13 protein-coding genes are annotated in these 15,292 nt (G+C 61.6%); 6 read left to right on the top strand and 7 right to left on the bottom strand.

From position 1 onward, the window contains the following. The 7 genes from OC605_RS20320 to mreB all read right to left on the bottom strand — a co-directional run bounded on the left by OC605_RS20320 (position 1) and on the right by mreB (position 9,790). A complete protein-coding gene (locus tag OC605_RS20320) occupies positions 1-861 on the bottom strand; it encodes a carbon-nitrogen hydrolase family protein (protein ID WP_262139095.1) in 861 nt (286 codons plus the stop codon). 127 nt (positions 862-988) lie between these two features. Continuing rightward, complete coding sequence (locus OC605_RS20315; protein WP_262139093.1) at positions 989-4,792, bottom strand: YhdP family protein; 3,804 nt, start codon at positions 4,790-4,792, stop codon at positions 989-991. Between the two features lie 75 nt (positions 4,793-4,867). Then, complete coding sequence (gene rng, locus OC605_RS20310; RefSeq protein ID WP_016771696.1) at positions 4,868-6,325, bottom strand: ribonuclease G; 1,458 nt, start codon at positions 6,323-6,325, stop codon at positions 4,868-4,870. A 58-nt stretch (positions 6,326-6,383) separates the two neighbouring features. Next, positions 6,384-6,980 carry a Maf family protein gene (locus tag OC605_RS20305; RefSeq protein WP_262139090.1) on the bottom strand — a complete coding sequence of 199 codons (597 nt, stop codon included), beginning with the start codon at positions 6,978-6,980 and terminating at the stop codon, positions 6,384-6,386. Between the two features lie 37 nt (positions 6,981-7,017). Further along, a complete protein-coding gene (gene mreD / locus OC605_RS20300) occupies positions 7,018-7,509 on the bottom strand; it encodes a rod shape-determining protein MreD (RefSeq protein ID WP_024011608.1) in 492 nt (163 codons plus the stop codon). After that, positions 7,509-8,612, bottom strand: a complete 1,104-nt coding sequence (gene mreC / locus OC605_RS20295) for a rod shape-determining protein MreC (RefSeq protein WP_262139253.1) — start codon at positions 8,610-8,612, stop codon at positions 7,509-7,511. The genes mreD and mreC overlap by 1 nt, the downstream gene beginning before the upstream one ends. Before the next feature lie 140 nt (positions 8,613-8,752). Then, positions 8,753-9,790, bottom strand: a complete 1,038-nt coding sequence (gene mreB, locus OC605_RS20290) for a rod shape-determining protein MreB (protein WP_002555108.1) — start codon at positions 9,788-9,790, stop codon at positions 8,753-8,755. 211 nt (positions 9,791-10,001) lie between these two features. On the opposite strand from mreB, the gene gatC reads away from it, so the two are divergent. The 6 genes from gatC (at position 10,002) to OC605_RS20260 (ending at position 15,288) form a co-directional block, all read left to right on the top strand. Further along, positions 10,002-10,289 carry an Asp-tRNA(Asn)/Glu-tRNA(Gln) amidotransferase subunit GatC gene (gene gatC, locus OC605_RS20285; protein WP_024011606.1) on the top strand — a complete coding sequence of 96 codons (288 nt, stop codon included), beginning with the start codon at positions 10,002-10,004 and terminating at the stop codon, positions 10,287-10,289. Between the two features lie 16 nt (positions 10,290-10,305). Further along, complete coding sequence (gatA, locus tag OC605_RS20280; RefSeq protein ID WP_262139087.1) at positions 10,306-11,757, top strand: Asp-tRNA(Asn)/Glu-tRNA(Gln) amidotransferase subunit GatA; 1,452 nt, start codon at positions 10,306-10,308, stop codon at positions 11,755-11,757. A gap of 10 nt (positions 11,758-11,767) precedes the next feature. Then, positions 11,768-13,213, top strand: a complete 1,446-nt coding sequence (gene gatB, locus OC605_RS20275) for an Asp-tRNA(Asn)/Glu-tRNA(Gln) amidotransferase subunit GatB (protein ID WP_016771702.1) — start codon at positions 11,768-11,770, stop codon at positions 13,211-13,213. Positions 13,214-13,431: 218 nt separating this feature from the next. Then, the gene (locus tag OC605_RS20270) at positions 13,432-13,803 is read left to right on the top strand and encodes a septal ring lytic transglycosylase RlpA family protein (protein ID WP_024011604.1); all 372 of its coding nucleotides are present in this window, start codon (positions 13,432-13,434) and stop codon (positions 13,801-13,803) included. Positions 13,804-13,900: 97 nt separating this feature from the next. After that, on the top strand, positions 13,901-14,911 hold the full coding sequence (locus OC605_RS20265; RefSeq protein WP_410056013.1) for a calcium/sodium antiporter: 1,011 nt from the start codon (positions 13,901-13,903) through the stop codon (positions 14,909-14,911). Further along, entirely contained in the window at positions 14,908-15,288 is a 381-nt protein-coding gene (locus OC605_RS20260; protein ID WP_262139084.1) for a carboxymuconolactone decarboxylase family protein, read from the top strand. Before OC605_RS20265 ends, OC605_RS20260 begins: the two co-directional genes overlap by 4 nt. The last annotated feature ends 4 nt before the right edge of the window (positions 15,289-15,292 follow it).

The following is a 15,292-nucleotide window of genomic DNA, read 5'->3' as shown; positions in this document are numbered from 1 at the left end:
TTACGCCTTAAATTCGTGTTCTGAAGCAGGCCGCTGGGCGCCCTGCGAGAAAAACCGCCGATGACGCGTCACCGGCATGCGCGCCCGGATGGACGCTTGTTCATCACTGTCGCGGGCGGCCAGCAACACCGCCTCGCCTTGATCCTGCTGGGCCAGCACACGCCCCCACGGGTCGACAATCGCCGCATGCCCGAAGGTCTCGCGTGGCCCCGGATGACTGCCGCCCTGTGCGGCCGCGAGGATATAACACTGTGTTTCGATGGCCCGCGCGCGGATCAGTACATCCCAATGCGCGGCGCCGGTTACGGCCGTAAAGGCCGACGGCGCGGTAATCACCTCGGCACCGGCGGCACGCAATTCACTGTACAGCTCCGGGAAACGCAAGTCGTAACACACGCTCAGACCGACGCGCCCCACCGGCGTATCCGCCACCACTACATTACCGCCATAAGCATAGTCATCGGATTCACGGTACCGGCCGCGATTGTCGGCGACATCGACATCGAACAGATGCAGCTTGTCATAGCGCGCGACGATCTCGCCGTATTCATTGATCAACAACGAGCAGGCATTGGCTTTGGCCGTGGGTTGACCCAACGGTGGCAACGGCAAAGTGCCGGCGACTATCCATAAGGTGAGGTCGCGGGCGGTCTGTTTCAACCAGGGCAGGATCGGCCCTTCGCCCAAGGCCTCGGCGCGGCCGATATCGGCGACGTCACGACGGCCCATGGCGGCGAAGTTTTCCGGCAGCACCGCGAGTTTCGCCCCGCTGGCGGCTGCCTGTTGAAGCAGGCGTCGGGCCTGGGCCAGATTGGCCAGCACGTCGCTCTGGCTGACCATTTGAATCACCGCTAAAGACATGGCCGCTCCTCGGGATTTACATATGACGGTGTGGGAGCTGCCGAAGGCTGCGATCTTTTGATTTTTTTTAGAGCCAGATCAAAAGATCGCAGCCTTCGGCAGCTCCTACAGGGGTAGTGTCTGCTAGTTAAAAAGGCTTGTCGAAGGTGATTTTCGGCTCTTTCCATGGGCCTTTGACCGTGTATTTGACGCTGGCGAAGCGCGCCACGCGGTCGCCGATCAGCTTGTCGATAAGGAACAGCGCGCCGCCGACCGCCGGTGCGCCAACAAGCAGCGCGGCGATCGGCAGGTTGTTGGTCACCGGCAGTGTCACCAGCAATTTCGCATCGACCTTGTCGTCGACCAGATCAAGCGTGCCGTCCAGCTCAAGATTGCTCGAAGGCCCGGTCAGGCGAATCGGCTCACGGGTGACGTAGACACCGTTGTTCGCCACCAGCAAACCTTTGACCCGGTCGTAGCTCAGGCCTTTGCCGAACAGGTCGGAGAAGTCCAGACGCAGGCGCCGGCCGATCGAGTTGAAGTTGAGCAGGCCGAACACCCGCAGCGCCTGAGCACCGCCTTCCACTTCAACGAACTGGCCTTTGTTCAGCGAGGCGTCGAGGGTGCCGGAGAAGCGCTTGGTCGCCAGCCACGCCGGCGAGCCCGGCCAACGTCCATCGACGTCCATATGGAATTCTTCGCTGGTCACGCTCGGCGCGAAGCCCCAGCCTTTGAGCACGTCGGCCAGATTCTTGCCGCCAATGCGGCCCTTGTACCAACTGCTGGTCGCCCCCGGCGCGCCTTCCCAGCCGCCGTTGCCTTGCAGGAGGATGCCCTTGAGGCCCATGTCGAGGTTGTTCAGGGCGATGCCCTTGGCGGTCGGCCGCACTTTCAGCGACCAGCCACCGACCAGATCGGGGCCGAGGAACAATTGATTGAGGGTGATATCCAGCGCCGGGATTTTTGTCGGATCGACCGACGCCAATGGATCCGGCGCGTTCTCGTCAGCCTGCACCGCCGGGTCCGGCGCTGGCAGTTTCACGTATTGCAGATTCACCGCAATCGGCACGCCCTTGGCGTCCGGCAGGCTGGCCGTGCCCTTGGCCTGCTGACTATCGAGAGCGAGATTCCATGCGCCGGGCTTGCGATTGATCTGCACCGAGGCCTGATCCAGCGTGGTGCCGAGCGCGGTCAATTTGCCGACCTTGATGTCAGCGCTGCTGAGCAGTTGCTTGGCGCTGCCGCCCGGATCCCCGCCGGCGTATTTGTTGGCCAGATCCTGCCACGGCGCGACGTCCAGCTCTGACAGCACCCCACGAATGCGCAGGCCCTTGGCGCCCGGCAACACCGCTTCGCCAGCGCCGAGAAACAGTTCGCCACGGCCATCGGCGAAATTGCTCGGCGGCGCAGCAAAAGTGAAATTGGCCAGTTGATCGTAATTGAACCAGTAACGCCGCTCCTGCCCTTGCAAGGTCATGCGGAACACCGTGTCACGCCCGACATCGGCGGCCATGCCGAACGGCGCCGGCAAATCCACTGCCACGCCTTTGAGGCTGGAGCTGACCAGCAACTGGCTGTCGGCCCCGGAAAGATTCAGCTGCAACTGATAAGGAATCGTCCCGGACACCGGCAACGGCTGGGTCACGCCCAGCCAGTCAGTGAGCTTTTTCACTTCAACCTGTCCGGATGCGGCCACCCGAGTCTTGATCTGGTTGGGGCTGCCATCCGCGAAGATCTGCGCAGTGACCGGTTTGTCGAAGGCCCGCGCAGAGATGTTCTGGCCGCTGAGGCCTTTATTGCTGTCGAAACGGAAATCGCCCTTGAGCTGGCTCAGTTCCAGTTTCGGTTCGGCCAGTTTCAAGCGCGCGTTGGCGGTTTTGAAATCGACGAGGATTTTCGGCTGTTCGCCCTTGGCCAGCGGAATATCCAGCTTGAGCTTGCCATTCAGATCACCGGCGCCCTCCCAACCGGCAAAGGTCTCGCCAGTGCCAATCGGCGCGTCCTGAAGAATCTTCAAGCCATCGCCCAGGCCACCAGCAAATGCGCCATCAAGAAATAAATGCGAGTTCTGCCCGGCCCGTACGTGAGGAATATTGACGAAGACATCGCTGACTTGCGTATCGAGCAACTGGCCTTTGCTGGCCCAGATGCGCACGCCGCTGTCCTCGATGAACACATCGCCGCTGACCTTGCTCACATGGGGCCAGCCCGGCTGAAAGGCCAGTTCGGCGTCATGCACTTTGAAGAACAGGCTGATGCTGCGATCAGCCTCGCCGGCGTTCTTGCTCAGCGAGCCCTGATACTGGAAGAAGCCCTGATCCACCGCGCCTTTGAGGATCGCTGTGCGCAGCCACTCATCCAGCGCCGGGCTCAACACCGCCGGCAGATATTTCGCGGTATAGCGACCGTCGCCATCGACCAGGCCGACGCGCAGGTCCATGTAGTCTTCCTGGCTATGGTCGAAGTGCAGGCGGATGAGGAAGTCGCCGGCAATCTTGCCTTCTTCGCCCAGCACCTTCAGGTACGGCGCAATCAGGGTGAAGCCATCCTTGTCGAGCTTCCAGGTCAGCCGCGCATTGGCCTGCAGGTATTGCCATGGCTTGGCGAAAATCGGATCGAGGTGCAGGACGAAGTCCTTGCTGTCGAGGCGCAACTCGCCGCCGTCCAGATTGCCGCTGAGGCTGCCGCTGACATTTCGCGCCGCTGGGGCGCCGTGGTAGGCATCGAAACCGACATTATCGAGGTTGGCGGCAAAGCCGAATTTGTTGCCATCGGTGGCGGTCGGACGGAAATCCAGCAGGACGTTGCGCAGGCCGCCGGTTACCTTCAACCGCTCGACCACTGTGGCGAAGCTTTGCGGCAACGGCCCCAGCGCATTGAGCAGCGGCGTGATCGGGGTCAGATCGAGGCGATCGGCCTGCAAATGCCAGAGCTCTTCAGCCTTGGCGCTGGCGCGAGTCTGCTGCACCTGCACATGGGATTCCCAGCGGGTGTCGCCGAAGCTCATCGCCAGTGAATCAAGAGTGACCTTCGCGCCCTCGGCGGTGTTGCGGTAATAGGCGTTGAGCGCCAGATTGTTGATCTGGATCGGCTTGCGCTCGGCGTAGGCGCCGGTCACTTGCGGCGCATTCAGGCGCAACGCGGCGCTTTGCAACGCGCCTTCGGCCCAATCGACCCAGAGTTCACCGCCGGCCTTGATCTCGGAAAAATTCCATTGCTGGGTCAGGCGCTCGGGCAGCCATTTCGCCCAGTCGCTCTGCGGCAGGCTGGCATAACCCTCGATGACGCTGTTCTGCCACTGATCAGGACGCAACTGGCTGCGCAGGCTCAGCGCGACAGGTTGGCCGTCGGGCAAGGTCAGACGCGCGTCGAGACGCTGGCGGCTGGCGCCGGTGCGCAGATTCAGACCGACATAGGTGAGCGTCATGGGCGCGTGGTCGAGCGGTTGCAAGGTCACCTGGCTATCGAGCACCGACAGTTGCTTGATCATCTGCGAGCGCTGAAAAAGTTGCGCTGCATCGAACGGCTGGTCCTTCTGCACCGGCAGGCCTTCCAGCGCCCAGGTACCGTCGTCGGCTTCCTTGAGGCTGATCTTCAAACCGTTGAGTTCGATATGCGCGAGGCGCACTTCGCGGGCGAGCAAGCTGCCCCACATATCCGGCACTACCCGTACGCGGTCGAGGCGCAGCGCGTTGGCGCCGTCGCCGACCATCACGTCATGGGCCAGCAGGATCGGTGCGAAACCGCTCCAGTTGCCCTCCAGCTCACCGATCTGCAAGGGCATGCCGAGGGCCGCGCTGGCCTTGTCTTCGATGTCGGCGCGGTATTCCGCCACCAGTGGCGTCAGCTCGCGGCCGAGGCTGACGTACAACGCCATCAACACCAGAACCAACGCGCACAGGCCCAGCCCCCAGCGGGTGAGTGCGGCCAGAATGCGTGTCAGACGCTCCATGTCAGTTGGCTCCCATGGCAAAAATACTGCGAAAAGCTGAGGCCAGCCGCGTTGAATGAGTGGTGATGCAGGGCTTCAGAGCAGCACCACGTCATATTGTTCCTGGGAATACATGGTTTCCACCTGGAAACGTATGGTGCGACCGATAAAGCCTTCAAGCTCGGCGACGTTACCGGATTCTTCGTCAAGCAAGCGATCGACCACTTTCTGGTTGGCCAGTACCCGATAACCCTCGGCCTGATAGGCCCGCGCCTCGCGCAGAATCTCACGGAAGATCTCGTAACAGATGGTTTCAGCGGTTTTCAGCTTGCCGCGTCCCTGGCAACTGCTGCACGGTTCGCACAACACCTGTTCAAGGCTTTCGCGGGTGCGCTTGCGGGTCATCTGCACCAGGCCCAGCTCGGTGATGCCGATGATGTTGGTCTTGGCGTGATCGCGCTCCAGCTGTTTCTCCAGAGTGCGCAGGACCTGACGCTGGTGCTCTTCATCTTCCATGTCGATGAAGTCGATGATGATGATCCCGCCGAGATTGCGCAGGCGCATCTGCCGGGCAATCGCCGTGGCCGCTTCGAGATTGGTCTTGAAAATGGTTTCTTCGAGATTGCGATGACCGACGAACGCCCCGGTGTTGACGTCGATGGTGGTCATGGCTTCCGCCGGATCGATCACCAGATAGCCGCCGGACTTCAGCGGCACCTTGCGCTCGAGCGCGCGCTGGATTTCGTCTTCGACACCGTACAGATCGAAGATCGGTCGTTCACCCGGGTAGTGTTCCAGACGATCGGCGATTTCCGGCATCAGTTCGGCGACGAATTGCGTGGTTTTCTGGAAGGTTTCCCGCGAGTCGATGCGGATCTTCTCGATCTTCGGGTTGACCAGATCACGCAGGGTGCGCAGGGCCAGGCCGAGGTCTTCGTAGATCACGCTGGGCGCGGCAATGGTCTTGATCTGCTCGTTGATCTGGTCCCAGAGGCGCCGCAGGTAACGGATGTCCATGAGGATTTCATCAGCGCCCGCGCCTTCAGCGGCTGTACGCAGAATGAAACCGCCGGCTTCCTTGATGCCTTCTTTGGCTACGCAATCGCTGACCACCTGCTTGAGACGCTCGCGCTCGGCTTCGTCTTCGATCTTCAGGGAAATGCCGACGTGGGCGGTGCGCGGCATGTACACCAGATAACGCGAAGGAATCGACAGTTGCGTGGTCAGGCGTGCGCCTTTGGAGCCGATCGGGTCTTTGGTGACTTGCACCACCAGGCTCTGACCTTCGTGCACCAGCGAACTGATGCTTTCCACCGCTGGGCCTTCACGCAGGGAGATTTCGGCGGCGTGAATGAAAGCTGCACGATCGAGGCCGATGTCGACAAATGCCGCCTGCATGCCCGGCAGTACACGAACGATCTTGCCTTTATAGATGTTGCCGACGATCCCGCGTTTCTGCGTGCGCTCGACGTGGACTTCTTGCAGCACACCGTTTTCGACCACCGCCACGCGCGACTCCATCGGCGTGATGTTGATCAGAATCTCTTCACTCATGGCAGGATCTCGTTCAGGCATGTTCACGATAGTGGCCGCATCTGGATTCGTACGACGCTCAGGGCGTGTTCAGGTTTTGCCAACAGGGTATGCCGAAATGGCCCAACACCTCGCAGGTTTCGCACAGCGGCAGGCCGACCACCGCCGAATAGCTACCCTCGAGCCCGGCGACAAACACCGCCCCCAGGCCCTGAATGCCATAGCCGCCGGCCTTGTCGCGCGGTTCGCCACTGGCCCAGTAGGCGCTGGCCTCTTCGCGGCTGATGCTGCGGAAACGCACGCGACTGCGCACCACCCGCGACTCGCAGCGCTCACCTTCAAGAACGGCGATGGCGGTCAGCACTTCGTGTTCGCTGCCGGACAACATCATCAGCATGGCGCATGCGTCGGCTTCGTCCACCGGTTTGCCAAGTATTTTGCCGTCGAGTACCACAGCGGTGTCGGCGCCAAGCACGCAGAACGGCTGATCAGAGACGACCGAACGGCGACCGGCCTCAGCCTTGCCACGCGCAAGGCGTTCGACATAGGCCGAAGGGGATTCTTCAGGAAGCGGGGTTTCGTCGATGTCCGCGCTGATGGCGGAGAACTGCACGCCGATCTGCGTGAGCAATTCACGGCGACGCGGTGAGCCGGAGGCGAGGTAAAGCAGTTTCATCAAAACATCTCCCTGTTCAGTGCCCTGCTTCACCGGCTCAATAGATTCTGTAGCGTCGGCACATCCCGCGAAGGGCGAAACTGACCCACGGCCAGAGCAAGGCACTGACCAGCGCCGGCAAGACCAGCGCCAGGGTTGGCTGACGGTTGCCGGTCAGAGCGCTGAGCCACAGTTGCGCCAATTGTGCGAGGCCGAAGATCACCAGGATCACCAGGCACTGCTGCCACATCGGGAACATGCGCAGGCGCTGCTGCAACGACAACACGAGGAAAGTAATCAGGGTCAGGATCAGCGCGTTCTGCCCGAGCAGGTCGCCCTGCAGGACATCTTCGGCCAGCCCCAGACAGAACGCCGTGACCATGCCGACCGTGTGCGGCATGTACAGCGCCCAAAACGTCACGAGCAAGGCCAGCCACAGCGGGCGGAGGATTTCCATGAAGATTGGCAACGGCGATACGCTGAGCAGGATACCGACGAAGAATGTCAGCCAGATCATCCAGCCGTTTCCGGATTTTTTCGCGCCGACCATTATTCTCGTCCCCCGGTAGTCGCTGGCGGTTTCGCCGGTGGTTTGCTCGCGGCCGGCGGTTTGGCAGCGGCCGGAGCGGCAGCGGGCGGTTTGCTCGCGGCAGGCTTGGCAGGCGTGGCGGCAGGCGCTGCGGCTTCAGTGGCCGGCGCTGCGGTAGCGGTCGACGGCGTGGCAGGCATGATCAACGGTTTCGGCACGCTGGCCGGCAACATCGGGCCGCCGCCGTGAGCGTCGAGCTGTTCTTGGGCCTGGGCGGCGTCATTGGCGCGTTCTTCGGCAGTGCGGCTGTCGCTGAACACCAGCAGCAGATAGCGGCTGCGGTTCAGGGCGGCGGTTGGCACGGCGCGGACAATGGCGAACGGTTGGCCGGAATCGTGGATGACTTCCTTGACCGTGGCCACCGGATAACCGGCCGGAAAACGCTGACCAAGGCCGGAGCTGACCAGCAGATCGCCTTCCTTGATGTCGGCAGTATCGGCGACATGCCGCAATTCCAGGCGCTCCGGGTTGCCGGTGCCACTGGCAATCGCGCGCAGACCGTTACGGTTTACCTGCACCGGAATGCTATGAGTGGTGTCGGTCAGCAGCAGAACGCGCGAGGTGTACGGCATCAATTCGACCACCTGGCCCATCAGCCCGCGTGCATCGAGCACCGGTTGGCCGAGCACCACGCCGTCGCGCTCACCTTTGTTGATGATGATGCGATGGGTGAAGGGGTTGGGATCCATGCCGATCAGCTCGGCCACTTCGACCTTTTCATTGACCAGTGCGGAGGAATTGAGCAACTCACGCAGCCGAACGTTCTGCTCGGTCAGGGCCGCCAGCTTTTGCATGCGCCCCTGCAACAGCAGGTTTTCGGTCTTGAGTTTTTCGTTTTCGGCGACGAGCTCGGTGCGGCTGCCGAACTGACTGGCGACCCCTTCCCACAAGCGGCCGGGCAGGTCAGTGATCCAGTAGGCATCCATGAGCACCAGCGACGCTTGCTTGCGCGCGGGCTTGAGCAGCTCGAAACGTGCATCGACCACCATCAGTGCGACCGCAAGCACGGCCAGCACCAACAGGCGCACGCCCAACGAAGGGCCTTTGGTGAAAAGCGGTTTAATAAGCCGCTCCTCCCAGGCAAATGTTCTGTTTATTCATACGGCATCAAACCGGCCTGGATGAAGACTGACAGAAGATAAACGCCAACAGGCAGCACTGCAAAGTGCTGCCTGTGCGTTCACCCACGTATTGCATTCGGAGCTTATTCGCTCGAAAGCAGATCCATGGTGTGCTTATCCATCATTTCCAGCGCACGGCCACCGCCGCGAGCAACGCAAGTCAGCGGATCTTCGGCAACGATCACCGGCAGACCGGTTTCCTGGGCCAGCAACTTGTCGAGGTCACGCAACAGCGCACCACCACCGGTCAGCACCAGGCCACGCTCGGCGATGTCGGAAGCCAGTTCCGGCGGCGATTGCTCCAGCGCACTTTTCACCGCCTGAACGATTGTTGCCAGCGACTCTTGCAGAGCCTCGAGCACTTCGTTGGAGTTCAGGGTGAATGCGCGTGGAACGCCTTCAGCCAGGTTGCGACCGCGAACATCGACTTCGCGCACTTCGCCGCCCGGGTAGGCCGTACCGATTTCCTGCTTGATGCGCTCAGCGGTGGATTCACCGATCAGGCTGCCGTAGTTACGGCGCACGTAGGTGATGATCGCTTCGTCGAAACGATCGCCGCCGACACGAACGGATTCGGCGTAGACCACACCGTTCAGGGAGATCAGGGCGATCTCGGTGGTACCACCACCGATGTCCACTACCATCGAACCGCGCGCTTCTTCAACCGGCAGGCCGGCACCGATCGCAGCAGCCATCGGCTCTTCGATCAGGAACACTTCACGGGCACCGGCGCCAAGGGCCGATTCACGGATGGCGCGACGCTCAACCTGGGTGGACTTGCATGGAACGCAGATCAGCACACGAGGGCTGGGCTGCAGGAAACTGTTTTCGTGAACCTTGTTGATAAAGTACTGCAGCATCTTTTCGCAGACGCTGAAGTCGGCGATCACGCCGTCCTTCATCGGACGAATGGCGGCAATGTTGCCCGGCGTACGGCCGAGCATGCGCTTGGCCTCGGTGCCGACAGCGACGACACTTTTCTGGTTACCGTGTGTCCGAATGGCCACAACCGATGGCTCATTCAGGACGATACCGCGCTCGCGCACGTAAATAAGGGTGTTGGCAGTGCCCAGGTCAATGGAAAGATCGCTGGAAAACATGCCACGCAGTTTCTTGAACATGGGAAAGGGACCCTAGGCAACGCGTGGGTAAAAAAGTGCGGCAAACTCTAACAACGACAGGGATTTTGGGCAAGGCGCCAATATGTTAAATTGGCCGCTTTTCTGTGCACCAAGCCCCACAATCGCGGCCTTATGACCGTAGAAGTGCGGTAGTGTTCCGACAATCTAACACACGGACGCCGTCCGTTCTGTTTTCCACTGGAGAATCCCGATGGCGCTAGAACGCTCCGACGTGGAAAAAATCGCGCATCTGGCCTGCCTTGGCCTCAACGATGCCGATCTTCCGCACATTACTTCCGCCCTCAACAGCATTCTCGGGCTGGTCGACGAAATGCAGGCCGTTGATACCGACGGTATCGAGCCGCTGGCCCACCCCCTGGAAGCCAGTCAGCGCCTGCGCGCCGACGTGGTGACCGAGACGAATAATCGCGAGGCCTACCAGTCCATCGCACCAGCGGTCGAAAACGGCCTGTATCTGGTTCCGAAAGTCATCGACTAAAGGGAAAGAGCCTGCAATGCATCAAATGACTCTGGCCGAGATCGCCCGCGGTCTCGCCGATAAAAAGTTTTCCTCCGAAGAGCTGACCAAAGTCCTGCTGGCGCGTATTACCCAGCTCGATCCGCAGCTCAACAGTTTCATCAGCCTCACCGAGGATCTGGCCATCGAGCAGGCGAAAGCCGCCGATGCACGCCGGGCCAACGGTGAGAGCGGCGCCCTGCTCGGCGCGCCGATCGCCCACAAGGATCTGTTCTGCACCCAGGGCATCCGCACCAGCTGCGGCTCGAAGATGCTCGACAACTTCAAGGCTCCATACGACGCCACCGTAGTCGCGAAACTGGCCGCTGCCGGCGCCGTGACCCTGGGCAAGACCAACATGGACGAATTCGCCATGGGTTCGGCCAACGAGTCGAGCTGGTACGGCGCGGTGAAAAACCCGTGGAACCTGGAACACGTGCCGGGCGGTTCGTCCGGCGGCTCGGCGGCGGCGGTTGCCGCTCGTTTGTTGCCAGCCGCCACGGCCACTGACACCGGCGGTTCGATCCGTCAGCCGGCGGCGTTCACCAACCTCACCGGCCTGAAGCCGACCTACGGTCGCGTTTCGCGCTGGGGCATGATTGCCTACGCTTCCAGCCTCGATCAGGGCGGCCCGTTGGCGCGCACCGCCGAAGACTGCGCGATTCTGCTGCAAGGCATGGCCGGCTTCGACCCGAACGATTCCACCAGCATCGATGAGCCGGTTCCGGATTACTCCGCCAGCCTCGGCGAGTCGCTGCAAGGCCTGCGCATCGGCGTGCCGAAGGAATACTTCAGCGCCGGTCTCGACCCGCGCATCGCCGAGCTGATCCAGAACAGCATCCAGCAGCTGCAGAAGCTCGGTGCCGTGATCAAGGAAATCAGCCTGCCGAACATGCAGTACGCCATTCCTGCGTACTACGTGATCGCCCCGGCAGAGGCCTCCTCGAACCTGTCGCGTTTCGACGGCGTGCGTTTCGGCCATCGCTGCGAGAACCCGGAAAACCTCATCGACCTATACAAGCGTTCCCGTGGCGAAGGCTTCGGCGCGGAAGTGCAGCGCCGGATCATGGTCGGTGCCTACGCGCTGTCCGCCGGTTACTACGACGCCTACTACCTGAAAGCGCAGAAGATTCGTCGTCTGGTGAAGAACGATTTCATGGCTGCCTTCAATGAAGTCGACATCATCCTCGGCCCGACCACGCCGAACCCGGCGTGGAAACTCGGCGCGAAGAACAGCGACCCGGTCGCTGCCTATCTGGAAGACGTCTACACCATCACCGCCAACCTCGCCGGCCTGCCGGGCCTGTCGATGCCGGCCGGTTTTGTCGATGGTCTGCCGGTGGGCGTGCAGTTGCTCGCGCCGTATTTCCAGGAAGGCCGTTTGCTCAATGTTGCGCACCAGTATCAGCTCAACACTGACTGGCACACCCGCACCCCAACCGGCTTCTGAGGAGACACACATGCAATGGGAAGTCGTGATCGGGCTGGAGATTCACACTCAGCTCACCACCCGGTCGAAAATCTTTTCCGGTAGTTCCACCACCTTCGGTTCCGAGCCGAACACCCAGGCCAGCCTGATCGACCTTGGCATGCCCGGTGTGCTGCCGGTGCTCAACCAGGAAGCGGTGCGCATGGCGGTGATGTTCGGTCTGGCGATTGACGCCGAGATCGGCCAGCACAACGTATTCGCCCGCAAGAACTACTTCTACCCGGACCTGCCGAAGGGCTACCAGATCAGCCAGATGGAATTGCCGATCGTTGGCAAAGGCCACCTGGACATCGCCCTGGAAGATGGCACGGTCAAACGCGTCGGCATCACCCGCGCGCACCTTGAAGAAGACGCCGGCAAGAGCCTGCACGAAGAATTCAACGGTGCCACGGGCATCGACCTGAACCGTGCCGGCACGCCGCTGCTGGAAATCGTCTCCGAGCCGGACATGCGCAGCGCCAAGGAAGCCGTGGCTTACGTCAAGGCGATCCATGCGCTGGTGCGCTACCTGGGCATCTGCGACGGCAACATGGCCGAAGGCTCGCTGCGTTGCGACTGCAACGTCTCGGTGCGCCCGAAAGGCCAGGTCGAGTTCGGCACTCGCTGCGAGATCAAGAACGTCAACTCGTTCCGTTTCATCGAGAAGGCGATCAACTCCGAGATCCAGCGCCAGATCGAGCTGATCGAAGACGGCGGCAAGGTCATCCAGCAGACTCGCCTGTACGACCCGAACAAGGACGAGACCCGTCCGATGCGTTCGAAAGAGGAAGCCAACGACTACCGTTACTTCCCCGATCCGGACCTGCTGCCGGTGGTCATCGAAGAGTCGTTCCTCGGTGAAGTGCGTGCGACCCTGCCGGAACTGCCACCGCAAAAGCGCGAGCGCTTCCAGAGCCAGTTCGGTCTGTCGGCTTACGACGCCAACGTGCTGGCCACCAGCCGTGAACAGGCGGATTACTTCGAGAAAGTCGCGGCCATCGGTGGCGACGCGAAACTGGCGGCGAACTGGGTGATGGTCGAGTTGGGCAGCCTGCTCAACAAGCAGGGCCTGGACATCGAAGACTCGCCAGTCTCCGCCGAGCAACTGGGCGGCATGCTGCAGCGCATCAAGGACAACACCATCTCCGGCAAGATCGCCAAGGTGGTGTTCGAAGCGATGGCCAACGGCGAAGGCAGTGCTGACGAGATCATCGAGAAGCGCGGCCTCAAGCAAGTCACCGACACCGGCGCGATCTCGGCTGTGCTCGACGAAATGCTCGCGGCCAACGCCGAACAGGTCGAACAGTACCGCGCGGCAGACGAAGCCAAACGCGGCAAGATGTTCGGCTTCTTCGTCGGCCAGGCCATGAAAGCCTCCAAAGGCAAGGCCAACCCGCAGCAGGTGAACGAATTGCTGAAAAGCAAGCTCGAAGGCTGACCACCAATGGAGCCAGATCCAAAGCCTGGCTCCATCCCCTGTGGAAGGGACCTGTGGCGAGGGGATTTATCCCCGTTGGGCCGCGAAGCGGCCCCTATTGCTGAGCTTGATTTGCACCAGATAAACCGAGTTCTCAGTTTTGGGACTGCTGCGCAGTCCAACGGGGATAAATCCCCTCGCCACAGGTCACTCCTACATTTGATCCGGGATACCTTTGAATGAAGCGTCTGTTGCTGAGCAGCGCCCTGCTCTCTCTGCTGGCCGGTTGCGCCAGTACCGACACCATCGACCCGCACGGTTACGACCAGACCGGCGTCGCCTCCTACTATGGAGCCAAACATCACGGTAAACGCACCGCCAGCGGCGAAGCGTTCAACCAGCATTCCCTGACCGCCGCCCACCGCCAGTTGCCGTTCGGTACGCGGGTGAAGGTCACCAATCTGAAAAATGACGAATCAGTCGTGGTCCGCATCAATGACCGTGGCCCGCACACCCGTGGCCGGCTGATCGATCTGTCGCGCGAGGCCGCCGATGAAATCGGCATGCTGCGCAGCGGCACCGCACGGGTTCGCGTGCAGGCCCTCGACTGATGGAGCGCCGACCATTTTCGGACTAGCCGATCTGCCGCTGATCAACGTCATCGAACTGCTCAGCGGCCTGGTTCTTTTGCTCATCGGCGCCGAGCTGATGGTGCGCGCCGCCGTGCGTCTGGCCGAGCGCCTGCATGTGCGCCCGCTGATCATCGGCCTGACCATCGTCGCCCTCGGCAGCAGCGCGCCGCAGATGACAGTGAGCCTGCAAGCGGCGCTGACCGACAACCCGGACATCGCCGTCGGCAGCGTGGTCGGCAGCGGCATCTTCAACATCCTCGTAACCCTTGGCCTGTCGGCACTGATCATTCCGCTGCGCGTGTCGCGGCAACTGGTGCGCCTGGATATCCCGCTGATGATCGGCGCCAGCCTGCTGGTATTCATCCTCGCCTGGAATAAAGACCTCGGGCGTTTCGACGGCGTCCTGCTGCTCGGGGCCTTGGCGCTGTACCTTGGCTTGTTGTTCCGCCAGTCGCGACACTCGACGCGACCTCATACAGAACGACCCACCGAAACGCAGCAATCCTGGCTGATCAGTATGCTGATGATTCTCGCTGGCCTGGCCATGCTGGTGTTCGCCGGGCGTTTGCTGCTCGGCGCCGCCGTGGTCGTGGCCACCGACCTTGGCCTGTCCGAACGGGTCATCGGTCTGACCGTGGTCGCGGTCGGCACTTCGCTGCCGGAGCTGGCGACTTCGCTGATCGCTGCGTTGCGCGGGCAGCGCGACATTGCCGTGGGCAACGTGATCGGCGCCAACCTGTTCAACCTGCTCGGGGTGCTCGGCCTGACCGCCCTACTCGCACCGACGCCGCTTTCCGTCTCCCCCAACGCGCTGGATTTCGACTTGCCAGTGATGCTCGGCGTCGCTGCGCTGTGCCTGCCGGTGTTCTATTCCGGCTACCGCGTGACCCGGGCCGAAGGCTTGCTGCTGCTCGGTTTGTATCTGGTCTACGGGCTGCATGTGGTGTCGTTCACCACCGGCATGCCGCTGGCCGGAAAACTCGAGCGGTTGATGCTGTTTTATGTCCTGCCGGCGCTGCTGACGTTTCTGCTGTTCACGTCGATCCGCGCCTGGCGTCGCCAACACCACAAGAGAGATGTGCCATGAGCGAGTCGAAGCAGTCCGGGGTTGAAATCCGTCGTCAGGTCATGGGCGATACGTTCGTTGATCGCGCCTTGGGCAACGCCACCGAGTTCACCCAGCCGTTGCAGGATTTCGTCAATGAACACGCCTGGGGTGGCGTGTGGAATCGCGAAGGTTTGTCGCTGAAAACCCGCAGCCTGATCACCCTCGCCGCACTGACCGCGCTGAAGTGTCCGCAGGAGTTGAAAGGCCATGTGCGCGGTGCGCTGAACAACGGCTGCACGGTGGAAGAGATTCGCGAAGCGCTGCTGCATTGCGCGGTGTATGCCGGCGTACCGGCGGCGATTGATGCGTTTCGCGCGGCGCAGGAAGTGATCGACAGCTACCAGAAACCGCAGTGACCGC

Origin of the sequence: Pseudomonas sp. Marseille-Q5117 (assembly GCF_946901175.1) — a bacterium.
GTDB classification, from domain to species: Bacteria; Pseudomonadota; Gammaproteobacteria; order Pseudomonadales; family Pseudomonadaceae; genus Aquipseudomonas; species Aquipseudomonas iranensis.
The sequence above is the reverse complement of the archived record's forward strand: the minus strand, read 5'-3'. Positions and strand labels throughout refer to the sequence as shown.

Excerpts from the sequence above, each read along its gene's own strand:
- OC605_RS20320 (WP_262139095.1), bottom strand. The coding sequence starts at position 861 with ATGTCTTTAGCGGTGATTCAAATGGTCAGCCAGAGCGACGTGCTGGCC.
- OC605_RS20315 (WP_262139093.1), bottom strand. The coding sequence starts at position 4,792 with ATGGAGCGTCTGACACGCATTCTGGCCGCACTCACCCGCTGGGGGCTG.
- rng (WP_016771696.1), bottom strand. The coding sequence starts at position 6,325 with ATGAGTGAAGAGATTCTGATCAACATCACGCCGATGGAGTCGCGCGTG.
- OC605_RS20305 (WP_262139090.1), bottom strand. The coding sequence starts at position 6,980 with ATGAAACTGCTTTACCTCGCCTCCGGCTCACCGCGTCGCCGTGAATTG.
- mreD (WP_024011608.1), bottom strand. The coding sequence starts at position 7,509 with ATGGTCGGCGCGAAAAAATCCGGAAACGGCTGGATGATCTGGCTGACA.
- mreB (WP_002555108.1), bottom strand. The coding sequence starts at position 9,790 with ATGTTCAAGAAACTGCGTGGCATGTTTTCCAGCGATCTTTCCATTGAC.
- gatC (WP_024011606.1), top strand. The coding sequence starts at position 10,002 with ATGGCGCTAGAACGCTCCGACGTGGAAAAAATCGCGCATCTGGCCTGC.
- gatA (WP_262139087.1), top strand. The coding sequence starts at position 10,306 with ATGCATCAAATGACTCTGGCCGAGATCGCCCGCGGTCTCGCCGATAAA.
- gatB (WP_016771702.1), top strand. The coding sequence starts at position 11,768 with ATGCAATGGGAAGTCGTGATCGGGCTGGAGATTCACACTCAGCTCACC.
- OC605_RS20270 (WP_024011604.1), top strand. The coding sequence starts at position 13,432 with ATGAAGCGTCTGTTGCTGAGCAGCGCCCTGCTCTCTCTGCTGGCCGGT.
- OC605_RS20265 (WP_410056013.1), top strand. The coding sequence starts at position 13,901 with ATGGTGCGCGCCGCCGTGCGTCTGGCCGAGCGCCTGCATGTGCGCCCG.
- OC605_RS20260 (WP_262139084.1), top strand. The coding sequence starts at position 14,908 with ATGAGCGAGTCGAAGCAGTCCGGGGTTGAAATCCGTCGTCAGGTCATG.